Source organism: Saccharothrix longispora, from assembly GCF_031455225.1.
Taxonomy (GTDB): Bacteria; Actinomycetota; Actinomycetes; order Mycobacteriales; family Pseudonocardiaceae; genus Actinosynnema; species Actinosynnema longispora.
The window spans coordinates 1,396,343-1,411,157 of the sequence record NZ_JAVDSG010000001.1 but is presented as its reverse complement, the minus strand read 5'-3'; the positions used below and the strand labels follow the sequence as shown (position 1 = coordinate 1,411,157).

Below are 14,815 nucleotides of genomic sequence, written 5' to 3'. Positions count from 1 at the left end.
GGTGAAGGAGTCGGCGATGGGCAGAGGGTTTTCTCCGGGCAGGCGACGCGGGGGCAGGCGACGCGGGGGCGCGCGGGCGCTGGTGGCGGCGACCGCCGCGGCGGCGCTGGTGGGCGGGCTGCTCGCCCCGACCCCCGCGACCGCGCAGCCGCCGCAGGCGCCGGCCGTCACCGCCACGGGCACGTCGGTGCTGGTCTTCCACGGACCGGCCGACGGGCAGGAGGACCCGGTCGCGCGCGCCGCGGCGGTGTTCCGGGAGATCGGCGCGGCCAACGGCATCACCGTGGAGACGTCGTCCGACCCGGCGGTGTTCACCGCGGACGAGCTGGCCGGGCACCGGGGCGTGGTGTTCCTGTCCGCCGCGGGCGTCGCCCTCAGCCGTGGGCAGGAGTCCGCGCTCCAGGCGTACGTGGAGAACGGCGGCGGGTTCCTCGGCGTCGGCGACGCCGCCAAGGCGCAGGCCGACTCGACCTGGTTCACCGGGCTCATCGGCACCCGCCCGGCGGGCGGGAACAACACGCCGGAGACCGTGGCCGCGGTGACGGCCAGCGGCGAGAACCCGCCCAACGAGACCAAGGAGAAGCTGACCGACGGGGACGACCGCACCAAGTGGTTGACCCGCGCCACGACCGGCTGGGTCGCCTACCGCCTCAACGCCGCGGCGGCCGTGAACCGGTACTCGCTCACCTCCGCCAACGACTCCGCCGGGCGCGACCCGCGCGACTGGACCCTCCAGGGTTCGGCCGACGGCACGACGTGGACCGACCTCGACCGGCGGACCGGCCAGTCGTTCGACGACCGCCTGCTCACCCGGACGTTCACCGTCGCCGAGCCCCGGTCGTTCCCGCACTACCGGCTGAACATCACGGCGAACGGCGGCGAGCCGCTGATCCAGCTCGCCGACCTGGAGCTGTTGTCCGGCGACCCCACTCCCCCGCCCACGCCGGCGGTGCAGGAGGCCCGGGTCAACGTCCTGGACCGGCTGCACCCGGCGACGGAGGACCTGCCGCTCAACGCCACCCTGTCCGATCGCTGGTACAACTGGGACCCCAACCCGGTCGGCCTGGTGCACACCGTCGCCCAGGTCGAGGAGTGGGGCTACCGGGCCGGTCCGGGCGCCAACGGCGCGTTCCACCCGGTGTCCTGGTGCCGCGACTACGACGGCGGCCGGTCCTTCTACACCGGCATGGGGCACACCGCGGGCAGCTACGACGCGCAGGCGTTCCGCACGCACCTCACCGGCGCCCTGAAGTGGACCACCGGGATGGTGCGCGGCGACTGCCGGGCCACGATCGCCGCCAACTACGAGGTCGAACGGCTGACCGCCGCCAACCAGCAGGGGCGGCTCGACCAGATCGGCGAGCCGCACGGCCTGACCGTCGCACCGGACGGCACGGTCTTCTACGTCGGCAAGGCGGCCTGCCCCACCGGGCCGGTCGCCGACTGGGCCAAGCCGGAGGTCGGCCTGGGCTGCGGCACGATCCACCGGTTCACGCCGGGGGACGAGGAGGTCGAACTGCTCGCCACGCTGCCCGTGATGGGCAACCGGGGCAGCGGGTCCGAGCTGGTCAAGAACGAGGAGGGCCTGCTCGGCATCGTGCCCGACCCCGCGTTCGCGCGGAACGGGTGGCTCTACGTCTACTGGATGCCGCACGACACGGTGGACCGGGAGAAGCGCACCGGCAAGCGCACGATCTCGCGGCTGACCTACGACAAGGCCACGCGGAGCATCGACCTGGCCTCCCGCGTGGACCTGCTCCAGTGGACCGCCCAGCAGCACAGCTGCTGCCACGCGGGCGGCGGCATGGCGTTCGACGCGGCGGGCAACCTCTACGTCGGCTCCGGTGACAGCAACTCCTCCGAGGGCTCGCAGGGCTACTCGGGCAACAACTGGACGGCGGAGTACCAGGGACTGTCCTTCCAGGACGCCCGCCGCACGGCCGGCAACACCGACGACCTCAACGGCAAGATCATCCGCATCCACCCCGAGCCGGACGGCACCTACACCATCCCCGAGGGCAACCTGTTCCCGCCGGGCACCGACAAGACCCGCCCCGAGATCTACGTGATGGGCGTGCGCAACATCTCGCGGCTCCAGGTCGACCCCGTCACGCAGTGGCTGACCGCCGCGTGGGTCGGTCCGGACGCCACGAACCCGAGTCCCGACCTGGGTCCGGCCAAGTACGAGACCGCGACCATCATCACCGAGGCCGGCAACCACGGCTGGCCGTACTGCATGGGCGACAAGCAGCCCTACCGCGACCGCAGCGACACCGACGCCAAGGTGCTGACCGGCTGGTACGACTGCGACGCCCCGAAGAACACCTCGCCGCGCAACACCGGCCTGGTCGACCTGCCGCCGGTGAAGGCCAACATGCTCTGGTACTCGCCGGGCGGGGGCGGACCGGTGTTCCCGCTGCGCCCGGACGGCGTGCCGACGTACAAGCCGGCCGATGCCACGTACACCCAGCCGTACCTGCGCGGCGGCGGCCAGGCCGTGATGACCGGTCCGATCTACCGCCGCGAGCTGGTCGACACCGACAGCGGGGCCGCGTGGCCGGAGCACTGGGACGGCAAGTGGTTCATCGGCGACCAGAGCAACTCGGCCAACCGGGTCGCGGTGACCGTGGACCCGGACGGCGTGCCGACCGCCGCGCCACCGGTGTTCGTCGAGACGCTGCGGGCGATCATCCCCGGCGGCAACGGCGACCACCGGCTCCAGAGCTGGATGGACGCGAAGTTCGGCCCGGACGGTGCGCTGTACCTGCTCGACTACGGCGGCGGGTTCTTCACCCTGCACGCCAACCAGAAGCTCATCAGGATCTCCTACCGGGGCGGGGCGCCGACCCCCGCGCCGTCGGCGACCTCGGTGGCGGTGCAGGGCAAGCCGCTCACCGTCGCGTTCACCGGCTCGAAGTCCGGCGGCGTCTCTCACCGCTGGGACTTCGGCGACGGGACGTCCTCCACCGAGGCCGACCCGCGGCACACCTACGCCAGGCCCGGCTCGTACGACGCGGAGCTGACCGTGGCCTACGCCGACGGCGAGCGGCACGTGCTGCCGCTGAAGGTGGACGTCGGGTGCGCCGTGGCCGACGAGCGGGACGCGGTGTGGCTCGGCGGCGTCGACTCGGGCGTGCCCAACGACCAGGTCGGCGGCGGCTGCACGATCAACGACCTGATCGACGACGAGAGCCCGTGGGCCGACCACGGCGCGTTCGTCCGGCACGTCACGGCGGTCGCCGACCGGTTGCAGCGCGACGGCGTGGTCAGCGGGCGCGAGAACAGCGCCCTGGTGCGCGCGGCGGCGGCGTCCGACGTCGGCACGCCCGCCAACACCGGGTACGAGCCGATCTTCGACGGCACCGCGCGGTCGCTGCGCGGGTGGACGCAGGCCCCATCCGGGTCGTTCTCCGTCCAGCCGGACGGCGTGCTGCGGTCCTCCGGCGGGTTGGGCATGTTGTGGTACCACGCGAAGCAGTTCGGGGACTTCTCGCTGAAGCTCCAGTTCCGCGACTCGTCACCGGAGGGCACGCGGGCCAACGGCGGTGTGTTCACCAGGTTCCCTGACCCGCGCACGCCGCTGGAGCAGCGCCCGCCGGGCAGTTGCGGCACCACGGGCAGCGCCCGCACGTCCCCGGCGTGGGTGGCGATCTTCTGCGGCCACGAGATCCAGATCTACGACGGCGAGACCGGTGAGCCGCAGAAGACGGGCTCGGTCTACAACTTCGACCCGGTCGGGCTGCCGGGCGCGGGCGCGACCCCGAAGGGCGTGTGGAGCGACTACGAGATCACGGTTGTCGGGCAGCACTACACGATCACCCGCGACGGCGTGGTGGTCAACGAGTTCGACAACGCGCCGGGCAGGCAGTCCTCCCGGGCCGGCGACCCGCCGACCGACCTGCGGCAGTTCGCCGCCGGGTTCCTCGGCCTCCAGAACCACGGCACGAACGACGTGATCGACATCCGCCACGTCCGGGTGCGGTCGCTGTGACCGGCCGGAAGGGGTTCCCCGTGCTCCGACGCTCGATCGCCGCGCTGGTGGGCGGATTGCTGGTGGCGTCCGCGCCGCCGGCGTCCGCCGCCCCGACGTCCACGGCCCCGGCGCCGGTGGCCGTGGCCCAGGTGCTGACCTGGACGGCGGACAACGACATCACCCGCTACCGGACGGCGCCGGCCGCGGCGGTGGCGGGCGCGGCGACCCTCGTGTTCGAGAACAGCGAGGCGACCGGCAACACGACCGGCATGCCGCACACGCTGACGTTCGACACGGAGACGCCCGGCTACAACCACGACGTCGCGGTGGACGTCCTGGCCAACCCGTTCGACAGCGCCAACGGCCGCCACCAGGTCGACGTCGTGCTGACGCCGGGCAAGTACCGCTACCACTGCACCATCCCCGGGCACGGCACGATGGTCGGCGAGCTGGTGGTGACCGCGGGCGGCGGTGGCGAGGACACCACCCCACCGGTGGTGTCGGCGGAGGTCGCCGGTGACCGGAACGCCGATGGCGACTACCTGGGCGAGGCGACCGTCACCGCGTCGGCCTCGGACGCGCAGTCGGGCGTCGCCTCGATCGAGTACCAGGTCGACGACGCGGGGTTCGAGACCTACACCGGGCCGGTGCGGGTCACGGCGGTGGGCGACCACGCGGTGCAGTACCGGGCGACGGACGGGGCGGGCAACGTGTCCGCCGTCGGGTCGACGGCGTTCCGCGTGGTCGAACGCCCCGCGGAGGACACGACGCCGCCGGCGGTGGCGGCCGAGGTGACGGGCGAGCGGAACGCGAGCGGCCAGTACCTCGGCAAGGCCACCGCCACCATCACCGCCACCGACGCGGGGTCCGGCGTCCGGACGACGGAGTACACCCTCGACGGCGGCCCCTGGACCCCCTACACCGCACCCGTCGAGGTCACCGCGCCGGGCGCGCACATGATCCACCACCGCGCCACCGACAACGCCGGCAACACCTCACCGGAGGGCATGAGCGCCTTCACCGTCGTGGCGGCACCCGTCGAGGACACCACACCGCCGACCGTCACCGGGACGGTGACCGGTCAGCGGGACGCGGACGGGAACTACCTGGGCGTCGCGACCGTCACCATCACCGCCTCCGACGACGGCTCCGGTGTGGCGGTCGTCGAGCACGCGGTGGACGGTGGCGCGTGGACCCGCCACACCGCTCCGGTGGTCGTGCGGGCGCAGGGCGCGCACTCCGTCCGCTACCGGGCCACCGACGGGGCGGGCAACACCGCGCCGGAGAAGTCGCTGTCGTTCAGCGTCGTGGCGCCGGGCCAGGACGCCTGCCCCGACTCCGACACGCGGGCGACGGTGGTCATCGGCGACGACGACACCGGGGTCGCGAACACCGACACCGGGAACGGTTGCACCGTCAGCGACCTGGTCGACCAGCACGGCGACCACGTCGACCACGGCGCGTTCGTCCGGCACGTGGAGCGCGTCACCGGCGACCTGGTGGCCCGCGGCCTGCTGACCCGGCGGGAGCAGGGCGTCCTCGTGCGCGCGGCCTCGCGATCCGACATCGGCAACCAGACCCGTCCGCACCCAGCAGGGAGAACGACCATGGCCAGACGGACCGCACCCGTCCTCGCGACCCTGAGCATCGTCGCCGCCTCGGCGGTGTTCGCCCCGACCGCCCACGCCGGCCTGGTCACGCACTGCGTCGGCAGTGGCGGGGCCGTCACGGTGCCCAACGACCTGCTCGTGCCCGCAGGCGAGTCGTGCTCGCTGGACGGCACCACGATCACCGGCGACGTGCAGGTGGCGGCGGGCGCCAACCTGGTGGTGGCGGGCGGCACCGTCAACGGCGCGGTCCGGGTGGCCGCCGACGGCTACCTCGACCTCACCGACACCCGCGTCGACGGGCAGGTCGTGCTCGCGCCCGGCGGCTTCGGCGTGTTCCTCGGGAACAGCGACACCGGCCGGGTCCTCGTGGAGCCGAAGGGCTCGGCGGCGGCCGAGGGCTTCCTGTACGTGGAGGGCGGTTCGGCGATCGACGGCGACGTGACGGTCGGCGCGGGCGAGGTCAGCCTGGTGGACAGCGAGGTCACCGGCGACGTCGGCACCAACGGCGCGTACTTCACCGACCTGCACGGCACGTTCGTGGACGGCACGCTGTCCGTGCTGAACAACGCCACCGGCAGCGTCGTCTGCGGCGGCGCCGTGCTGGGCAAGGCGACGTTCGCGGGCAGCCTCGGCGGCATCCAGCTCGGCCCGAACGGCGCGCTGGACACCTGCGCCTCGGGCGGCTACTTCGCGCGGGACGTCGTCATCTCCAACACCACCGGCCGCACCACGCTGGACGACAACGTGGTCAACGGGACGCTCCGGCTGTCGGCCAACGCCCCGGTGGCCGAGGTGGCCGCCAACAACCGGGTGCGCGGCGGCATCACCGGGGACCACACCGCGACGACGGCGGCGGCGCGCGCCTCCGCCGTCGCGGCCGACGGCACCCGGGGCACGGCCGGGCGGCGCGCCGGCGACCGCGAGGCGTCGGCCCTGGTCGAGGCCGCCGCGCACGGTCCCGCCCGCCTGTGAGCACCCGCCTGTGAGCACCCGCCCCGGACCCGTGCCCGCCACGGGTCCGGGGTTCAGGCGGACAGGCCGTCCAGCACCGGGAGGACCACCGCGAACGCCGTGAGGGCGAGCGCGCAGGCCGCCGCGAGCGCCCACGCCCGCTCGCGGTGCGTGCGGCCCAGCAGCGGCACGAGGACGGCCACCGCTCCGAACGCCCAGGCGTTCGCCGCGTACCCCAGGTTCCACGCGTAGTGGACGGCCTCCATGCCGAACACGCCCGCCAGGGCCGCCAACCCGACCACGCGGGCGGGCACCCGCCGGCCCCGCCGCCACGACGCGCCGGCCCACCCGAACAGCGGCCCGGCCACGAACGCCAGCACCAGCCACACCAACGGCCAGAACGGGTCGCCCATGCCGTCGCGGCCGACCTCGGCGAACCCGTAGTAGCCGATCACCAGCCCGCACTCCACGGCGAGGCCGCCGACCACCGCCGCGGTGACCGACGAGCGCGCGACCAGCAGCGCGCCGACGACGAAGGCCGCGAGGCTCCACACCGCCCCCGAGTTGGCGACCTGGTTCCACCCGCCGGGCAGCCACCCCTGCGCCAGGTTGGTGAGCACCCCGATCCCCAGCCCTACGGCCAGCGGCGCCACCGTCATCCCCGGCCACGACACCGCGCCCACCGCACCGCTCCGCACACGTGTGGTCACACGCCCACCTCCCGACTATGAACCGAGTGTATACACGCGGTTCATAGCCGGGTGGATCGCCTCAGGCCAGGCGGCGGTCCAGCACCTCGGCCGACAGCACGTGCTCGACGACCATCACCGCCGCGCCCAGGACACCCGCCTCGGTGCCCGCCTTCGACGTGACGATGCGCAGGTCCTGGGTCGCCAGCGGCAGGGAGCGGCGGTAGACCGACTCGCGCACGCCCGCGAGCAGCATCTCCCCCGACTGGGCGACCAGCCCGCCCACCACGATCAGCGACGGGTTGAACATGCTGACGCACGCGGCCAGCACCTCGCCCACCTCGCGGCCCGCCTGGCGCACCACGCGCCCCGCCTCGGCGTTGCCCTCCCGGACCAGCCGCGCCACGTCCGCCGCGGTCCGCGCCTCCACGCCGCGCGAGCGCAGGGTCGAGGCCAGCGCCGGGCCTCCCGCCACGGCCTCCAGGCAGCCCGTGTTGCCGCACCGGCACAGCACGTCGTCCGCGCCGGGCGCGTGCACGTGCCCGAGGTCGCCCGCCGCGCCGGCCGCGCCGCGGTGCAGCACGCCGTTGCTGATGAAACCCGCGCCGATGCCGGTCGCCATCTTGACCACGATCACGTGCCGGGCGTCCGGGAAGCACCGCGTGTGCTCGCCCAGCGCCATCAGGTTGACCTCGTTGTCGACCAGGACCGGCACGCCGAGTTCCGCGCCGACGGCCGCCGGGACGTCGAACCCGTCCCAGCCGGGCATGATCGGCGGGTTGTTCGGCTTGCCGGTGGAGTGCTCCACCGGGCCGGGCAGCCCGATGCCGACGCCGGCCAGCGTCGCCGGGTCGAGGTCCGGGAGCATCCCGCGCCACGTCTTGACCAGCAGCGGCAGCACGGCGGTCGGGCCGTCCGCGATGTCCAGCGGCACCTCCTCGACGGCGGACAGGCGGCCGTCGAGGTCCGTCACCGCCACCCTCGCGCGGGTCGCGCCGACGTCGGCGGCCAGCACCGACCGGGCGCCGGCGTTGAACGCGAACAGGTCGGCCGGCCGGCCGCCGGTGGACTGCCCGTTGGCGCCCTCGGTGACCAGCCCCGCTCCCAGCAGGGCGTCGAGGCGGGTGCGGACGGCGGACCTCGCCAGCCCGGTCTCGGCGGCGATGTCCGCCCGGGTGCGCGGCCGGCCGTCCCTGAGCAGCCCCAGGATCGCGGCGGGGGAAGCGGTGGCGGAACCCGGTGCCCTGTCCATCGCCCCAGTGTCGCAGAGCGGAAAAGCTCCTGGTCAGGTTCGTGCCGTGGCGCACCGGGGATCATCCGAACGGACCGCCGGCAACCTGTTCGCACGACGGCGCGGGCCGTGGTGGACTACCGGTCGTGGACGCACCGGACGACCCCGCCGCCGTGCTCGCCGACCTCGGTGAGCGCATCGCGGCGTGCACCCGCTGCCCCCGGTTGGTCTCCTGGCGGCGGGAGGTGGCCGGGCACCCGCCGCCCCGGTTCGCGGGCGAGCGGTACTGGGCGCGCCCGGTGCCGGGGTTCGGCGACCCGGCCGCGCGGGTCTACGTGCTGGGCCTGGCGACCGCCGCGCACGGCGGCAACCGCACCGGGCGGGCGTTCACCGGGAACCCCACCGGGGACTGGGTGGTCCGCGCCCTGCACCGGGCCGGGTTGGCCGACCGGCCCACGTCCGAGCACGCCGACGACGGGCTGCGGCTGGACGGCGCGTGGACGGGGTCGGCGGTGCGGTGCGCGCCGCCGGGCAACCGGCCGACGCCGCTCGAACGCGACACGTGCCTGGGCTTCCTGTCCGAGGAGGTACGGGCGCTGACCCGGTTGCGGGTGCTGCTGGTGCTGGGCGGCTTCGCCTGGGACGCGGCCACGCGGTGGGCCGGCGTGCGGCCGCGCCCCCGCTTCGGCCACGGCGTCGAGCACCGCCTCGACGCCGGTCCCACCCTGCTCGGCTGCTACCACCCGAGCAGGCAGAACACCAACACCGGCGTGCTCACCGAGGCGATGCTCGACGCGGTGGTGGCCCGCGCGGTGGAGCTGGCGCGTCCGTAGCGGGCGGCGGGCGCGCCGCGGCTCACGACTCGACCCGCGCGACCAGCTCCGCGACCACCCCGGCGTCGAACGGGCTGCCGGGGAACGCGCCGAGCCTGCTCAGCGGCAGGCTGCCGAGGAACGCGGAGACCTGCGAGTCGGCGAGCACCCCGAGCCCGCCACCGCTCTCGGCGAACGCCCGCTCCAGCACCTCGGCGCCCCTCGGGTCGGCCCGCCACTCGCCGAGCGTCGAGTCGGCGGTGAGCGGCACCCTGGTGTCGTCGCCCTCGACCACGACCGCCACGGCCGTGCGCAGGTCGCGCGACGACGCGCCGACCTCGAACACGTGCTCGCCGCCCTCGACGACCCACCGCCCCAGGCGCGGGTCCCAGTGCTCCAGGTCGGCGCGCGGCACGCGCACCACGACCTCCGCGGTCCGCCCGGCCGGGATCTCGACGCAGGCGAAGCCCTTCAGCTCGCGCGGCACGCGGCGCACCGCCGACCCCGGGACGCTCCCGTACACCTGGACGACCTCGCGGCCGTCGCGGTCGCCGTCGTTCGTGACCGGCACCCGCACCTCCACGCCGCCGTCGACCTCGGACGCCGTCGCCGCGCCGTAGGAGAAGGTGGTGTAGGACAGGCCGAACCCGAACGGGTAGGCGACCTCCTGGCCGCGCGCGTCGAACCCCCGGTGGCCGATGTGCAGGCCCTCCCCGTAGCGGACGTGCCCGGCCTCGCCCGGGAAGTCCAGGTGGGAGGGGTGGTCGGCGAGCGCGAGCGGGATGGTCTCGGCGAGCCGTCCCGACGGGTTGACCACGCCGAACAGCACGTCGGCGACCGCGCCGCCGCCGGCCTGGCCGAGCAGCCAGGCCTCCACCAGGGCGGGCACGGCGCGGTCCCAGGGAGCGGTGCGCACGACGGCGCCGTTGGACAGCACGACCACGGTCCTCGGGTTGGCGGCGACGACCCGTTCGACGAGGGCCACCCGGGCGGGCGGCAGGTCGAGCGAGTCGCGGTCGCGCCCCTCGGTCTCCTCCGCGGTGCCGATGAACACCACGGCCACGTCGGCGGCCCGCGCGGTCTCGACCGCCTCGGCGGCGAGCGACCCGTCGTCGTCGCCGTCGAGCGCGTAGCCGGCGGCGAAGGCGACCGGCGCGGTGGTCAGCGCGGTGATCTCCGCCAGCGCGTCGTCCAGCCGGGTGGGGGTGACCCGGGAGCTGCCGCCGCCCTGGTAGCGCGGGGTCCGGGCGTGCTCGCCGATGACCGCGACCGACGCGCCCTCGCGGGGCAGCGGCAGCAGGCCGCCCTCGTTCCTGAGCAGCACGACGGCGCGGCTCGCCGCCTCCCGGGCCAGGGCGTGGTGCGCGTCGACGTCGTAGGTCGCGCCCGGGTCGGCCCCGGCGACCGCCCGGTCGACGAGGGCGAGCACGCGGGCGGCGGCGGTGTCGAGCGCGGCGGGGTCGAGCGCGCCGTCCTCCACGGCCCGCACGAGGGCTTCGTCGCCCGCGGTGTCGGGGCCGGGCATGGTCAGGTCGAGCCCGGCCCGCACGGCGGCGACGCGGTCGACCACCGCGCCCCAGTCGGACACCACCAGGCCGTCGAAGCCCCACTCGTCGCGCAGCACCTCGGTGAGCAGCCACCGGTGCTCGGACGCGTGGACGCCGTTGACCTTGTTGTACGCGCACATCACGGTCCACGGTCGCGCCTCGCGCACGACCCGCCGGAACGCCCGCAGGTACACCTCGTGCAGCGTCCGCTCGTCGACGTCGGCGCTCACCCGCATGCGGTCGGTCTCCTGGCTGTTGACCGCGAAGTGCTTGAGCGACGCGCCGACGCCCCGGTCCTGGAGGCCGCGCACCCACTCCACCGCGAGGACGCCGGTGAGCAGCGGGTCCTCGGCGTAGTACTCGAAGTTGCGCCCGCCGAGGGGCGTGCGCTTGAGGTTGACGCCGGGACCGAGCAGGACCGACACGCCCATCGCGCGCGCCTCCTCGCCGAGCGCCGCGCCGACCCGGTGGACCAGCTCGGGGTCCCAGGTCGAGCCGAGCGCGACGGCCGGCGGGAAGCAGGTCGCCGGCTCGCTGTCGAGCAGGCCGGCGCCGTCGCCCGTGCGCTGCAGGCGGACGCCGTGCGGCCCGTCGGTGAGGGTGATCGCGGGGACGCCCGCGACGGCGGCGGTGTGCCAGAAGTCGCCGCCGCCGGTCAGCGCGGCCTTCTCCGCCGCGGACAGGTGCGACAGCCGGTCGTCGGTGCTCACGGTGCTCCCTCCGCACGGTACCTAGCACCTACTAGGTACCGGGTCCGACGCTACCCTGGCCCCGACCGGCCGGCCCGGCGGGACGAGGAGGCGCACGTGGCGGGTGGTGAGCCTCCCCGGCGCGACAGGTCGCGCCTGCCCGCGGCCCGGCGGCGGCGGCAGATCGTCGAGGTGACCACCCGGCTGATCGCCGAGCGCGGCTTCCGGGGCCTGTCGATGCAGGACGTCGCCGACGGCTGCGGGCTCACCGTCCCCGGCCTGCTGCACCACGTCGGGTCGAAGGACGGGCTGCTGGTCGCGGTCCTGGAGCACCGCGACGCCGAGGACGCCCGCACGCTCGCCGCCGAACTCGGCCGACCCGACGACCTCGCCGGGGTGGACCTGCGGCGGATGTGCTCGGCGCTGGTGCGGCGCAACGCGTCGCAGCCGGAGATCGTGCGGCTGTTCACCGTGCTGCAGGCGGAGTCGCTGGCGCCGAGCCACCCCGCGCACGACTACTTCGCGGCCAGGCAGGACCGGACCGTGGCCGTCTTCACCGACCTGGCCAAGGACGTCACCGACACGCCGGGGTCCCTCGCCAGGCAGATCACCGCGATGATGGACGGCCTCCAGACCCAGTGGCTGCGCTCCCCCGGGACGACCGACCTGGTCCGGGAGTGGGAGGCCGCGGCCGGGTCGCTGTTCGCGGGACTGCCCGCCTAGCGCGGGTGGCGCGGTGCGAGCAGGAGGCCGGTCACGGCGTCGGTGAGCGCACCGCCCACGAGCGCCCAGTCGGCGGGCGTGCCGGAGTCGGCGGCGGCGCGCTCCTGCTCCGCGCAGGTGTGGATGACCGCGAGGCGCATCGTCCGGCCGCGCAGCGCCGCCTCGCGCGGCGGCAGGTCGGGGGCGTGCTCCCACACGGCGGCCAGGCCCTCCTGGTGGTGCGGTCCCAGCATCAGCTCGGAGCGCGGACCGGCCGAGTACGCCGGATCGGTCGAGGTCTGGGCGGTGAACCGGGCGAACCAGCTCGGGTTGCCCAGCGCTGCCAGGTGCTCGGTGTAGGGCAGCACGAGGCTGGCCACGTGGTCGCGCGGACGGGTGGAGCCACGCGCGGCCTCGACCATCTCGCGCGTGCGCCGGGCGATCGGCTCGGCGTGCGCGCGGGCGATGGCGTCCAGCAGGTCGGCGCGGGTGCCGACGTGGTAGGTCAGCGCCGAGTTGTTGGCCTGCCCGGCGGCCTCGACGATCTGGCGGTTGGAGACCTGCGCGAGCCCGAACTCGGCGAAGAGGCGCTCGGCGGTGCGCAGCAGCAGCGCGCGGGTGGCCTCCGCCTGCTCCCGCCGGGAGGTCGGCCGCAGGCGGTCGCCCGGCACCCGGGACGGTGTGTCGGTGTCCATCGGCCCATCATCGCGCGGCACCCGCCCGACAGCGCGTCGTGACCGGACATCCACCCCAAGTGACGAAACCGGCAGCGGACCGGTGAGCGCGGACGAGGGCCGACCGGGCGGTGGGCGGTGGGCGGCCACCGGCGGACGGCCCTACGATGCGGCCGGAGCCCTCGGCACACGGACCCTTCGGCCCACGGGGAGGTCGTCATCGCGGCACCCGCCGAAGCGCCGCACGCGCCGCGTGCGCACCCGGTCCGCCGCGCGCTCGTCCACTACCGCCGCACGTTCGGCAGCGTGGGCCTGGTGTTCGCGCTGGTGTTCTTCGCCTGGTCGATGACGCCCTCGCTGCTGCCCCGCCCGTGGTACCTCCAGGGCGTGGCCACCGGCCTCTGCACGGCGACGGGCTACCTGCTCGGCTCGGCCGTGGCGCGGCTGACCCGCCGGCTCGGGTTCCGCCCCGGGTGGTCGGTCGCGGCGCGGCGGCGCGGGGACGCCGCGCTCGCCGCCACCGCCGCGGTCTGGGTGCCGGCGGCCCTGGTCCTGGGCGCGCACTGGCAGGACCAGGTGCGCGAACTGGTCGGCGTGCGGCCCGACCAGCGGTCCTACTACGGCCTGGTGCTGGTGGTCGCGCTGGTGGTCGCGCTGGGCCTGCGGGAGACCGGCCGGGCACTGCGGGCCGCGTCACGGCGGGTGGCCGCCTTCGCCGCCCGGTTCGTGCCGGGCCGGATCGCCCGCCTGGCCGCCGCCGCGGTGGTGGCGGTGGCCGCCGTCCTGTTCGTCGACGGCGCCCTGGTCAACGGTTTCCTGATGGTGGTCAACCGGATCGCCGCCACCGCCGACCGGGGCGACGAGCCCGGCGTCGTGCGCCCGACCGCGCCGGAGCGCTCGGGATCACCGCACTCGCCGGTGGGCTGGGAGACGCTGGGCCGGGAGGGCCGGGCCTTCGTGGCGGGCGGACCCACCGCCGCCGAGCTGGGCGCGTTCACCGGCCGCCCGGCCCCGACGCCCATCCGCGTCTACGGCGGCCTGTCCTCGGCCGGCTCCCTCGCCGAGGTCGCCGCGCTCGTCGTCGCCGAGCTGGAGCGCACCGGGGCGTTCGACCGGGCCGTCCTCGCCGTCGCCACCACCACCGGCACCGGCTGGGTCGACCCGTCGGCCGCCGAGTCGCTGGAGCACGTCGCCGGCGGCGACACCGCGATCGCCGCCCTCCAGTACTCCTACCTGCCCAGCTGGGCGGCGTTCGTCGCGGACCGGGACAGCCCGCGGGCGGCGGGCGCGGCGCTGTTCGAACGGGTGTACGCCGCGTGGGAGCGCCGTCCGGCCGACCGGAGGCCCGCGCTCGTCGTGTTCGGCGAGAGCCTGGGCGCGTTCGGCGGGCAGGCGGCGTTCAGCGGCGTGCAGGACATGACCGCGCGCACGTCCGGCGCGCTGTGGATCGGGACGCCGAACTCCACCGGGGTGTGGGCGCGGACCACCGCCGACCGGGACCCCGGTACGCCCGAGCGGCTGCCCGTGGTCGACTCGGGGGCGGACGTCCGGTTCGCCGACTCCCCCGACGACCTGGACGGGCCCGGCGACGGTCGCGTGGTCTACCTCCAGCACGCCACCGACCCCGTCGTCTGGTGGTCGCCGCAACTGCTCACGCGCCGCCCGGACTGGTTGGCCGAGCCGCGCGCGCCCGACGTCAGCCCGCAGATGACCTGGTTGCCCGCCATCACCTTCTGGCAGCTCACGACGGACCTGGTGTTCGCCACCGACCTTCCGCCGGGGCAGGGGCACCACTACGGGCCGGCGGAGTCGGCCGAGGCGTGGGCGCACATCCTCGCGCCGCCCGACTGGACCGACGAGGACGCGAGGCGGTACCGGGACGCGGCCCAGAGGCGTTATCGCTAACACCGGCCCCGTTGACAAGGCCGACCTTGACG

9 protein-coding genes are annotated in these 14,815 nt (G+C 75.2%); 5 read left to right on the top strand and 4 right to left on the bottom strand.

From position 1 onward, the window contains the following. The first annotated feature begins 16 nt into the window (after positions 1-16). On the top strand, positions 17-3,991 hold the full coding sequence (locus J2S66_RS06300; protein ID WP_310304871.1) for a ThuA domain-containing protein: 3,975 nt from the start codon (positions 17-19) through the stop codon (positions 3,989-3,991). Between the two features lie 20 nt (positions 3,992-4,011). Then, complete coding sequence (locus J2S66_RS06295; protein WP_310304869.1) at positions 4,012-6,555, top strand: OmpL47-type beta-barrel domain-containing protein; 2,544 nt, start codon at positions 4,012-4,014, stop codon at positions 6,553-6,555. Positions 6,556-6,608: 53 nt separating this feature from the next. Here J2S66_RS06295 and J2S66_RS06290 read toward each other — a convergent pair whose 3' ends face one another. Beyond that, positions 6,609-7,244 (bottom strand): DUF6518 family protein, encoded by a 636-nt coding sequence (locus J2S66_RS06290; RefSeq protein WP_310304867.1) that lies wholly within the window; start codon positions 7,242-7,244, stop codon positions 6,609-6,611. A 61-nt stretch (positions 7,245-7,305) separates the two neighbouring features. Beyond that, positions 7,306-8,475, bottom strand: a complete 1,170-nt coding sequence (locus J2S66_RS06285; RefSeq protein ID WP_310304865.1) for an ROK family transcriptional regulator — start codon at positions 8,473-8,475, stop codon at positions 7,306-7,308. A 125-nt stretch (positions 8,476-8,600) separates the two neighbouring features. Between J2S66_RS06285 and J2S66_RS06280 the strand changes: the two genes are divergently transcribed. Beyond that, positions 8,601-9,287 (top strand): uracil-DNA glycosylase, encoded by a 687-nt coding sequence (locus tag J2S66_RS06280; RefSeq protein WP_310304863.1) that lies wholly within the window; start codon positions 8,601-8,603, stop codon positions 9,285-9,287. Positions 9,288-9,309: 22 nt separating this feature from the next. Here J2S66_RS06280 and J2S66_RS06275 read toward each other — a convergent pair whose 3' ends face one another. Further along, positions 9,310-11,523: a glycoside hydrolase family 3 C-terminal domain-containing protein gene (locus J2S66_RS06275; protein ID WP_310304861.1), complete on the bottom strand. Its 2,214-nt coding sequence runs from the start codon at positions 11,521-11,523 to the stop codon at positions 9,310-9,312. A gap of 96 nt (positions 11,524-11,619) precedes the next feature. Between J2S66_RS06275 and J2S66_RS06270 the strand changes: the two genes are divergently transcribed. Next, positions 11,620-12,225 carry a TetR/AcrR family transcriptional regulator gene (locus tag J2S66_RS06270; protein WP_310304860.1) on the top strand — a complete coding sequence of 202 codons (606 nt, stop codon included), beginning with the start codon at positions 11,620-11,622 and terminating at the stop codon, positions 12,223-12,225. Here the strand turns inward: J2S66_RS06270 and J2S66_RS06265 are convergent. Continuing rightward, a complete protein-coding gene (locus tag J2S66_RS06265) occupies positions 12,222-12,899 on the bottom strand; it encodes a TetR/AcrR family transcriptional regulator (protein WP_310304858.1) in 678 nt (225 codons plus the stop codon). The genes J2S66_RS06270 and J2S66_RS06265 overlap by 4 nt on opposite strands. A 285-nt stretch (positions 12,900-13,184) precedes the next feature. On the opposite strand from J2S66_RS06265, the gene J2S66_RS06260 reads away from it, so the two are divergent. Further along, complete coding sequence (locus J2S66_RS06260; protein WP_310304856.1) at positions 13,185-14,783, top strand: alpha/beta hydrolase; 1,599 nt, start codon at positions 13,185-13,187, stop codon at positions 14,781-14,783. Positions 14,784-14,815 lie beyond the last annotated feature (32 nt).

Coding starts and splice junctions, on each gene's coding strand:
- J2S66_RS06300 (WP_310304871.1), top strand. CDS start 17: ATGGGCAGAGGGTTTTCTCCGGGCAGGCGACGCGGGGGCAGGCGACGC.
- J2S66_RS06265 (WP_310304858.1), bottom strand. CDS start 12,899: ATGGACACCGACACACCGTCCCGGGTGCCGGGCGACCGCCTGCGGCCG.
- J2S66_RS06285 (WP_310304865.1), bottom strand. CDS start 8,475: ATGGACAGGGCACCGGGTTCCGCCACCGCTTCCCCCGCCGCGATCCTG.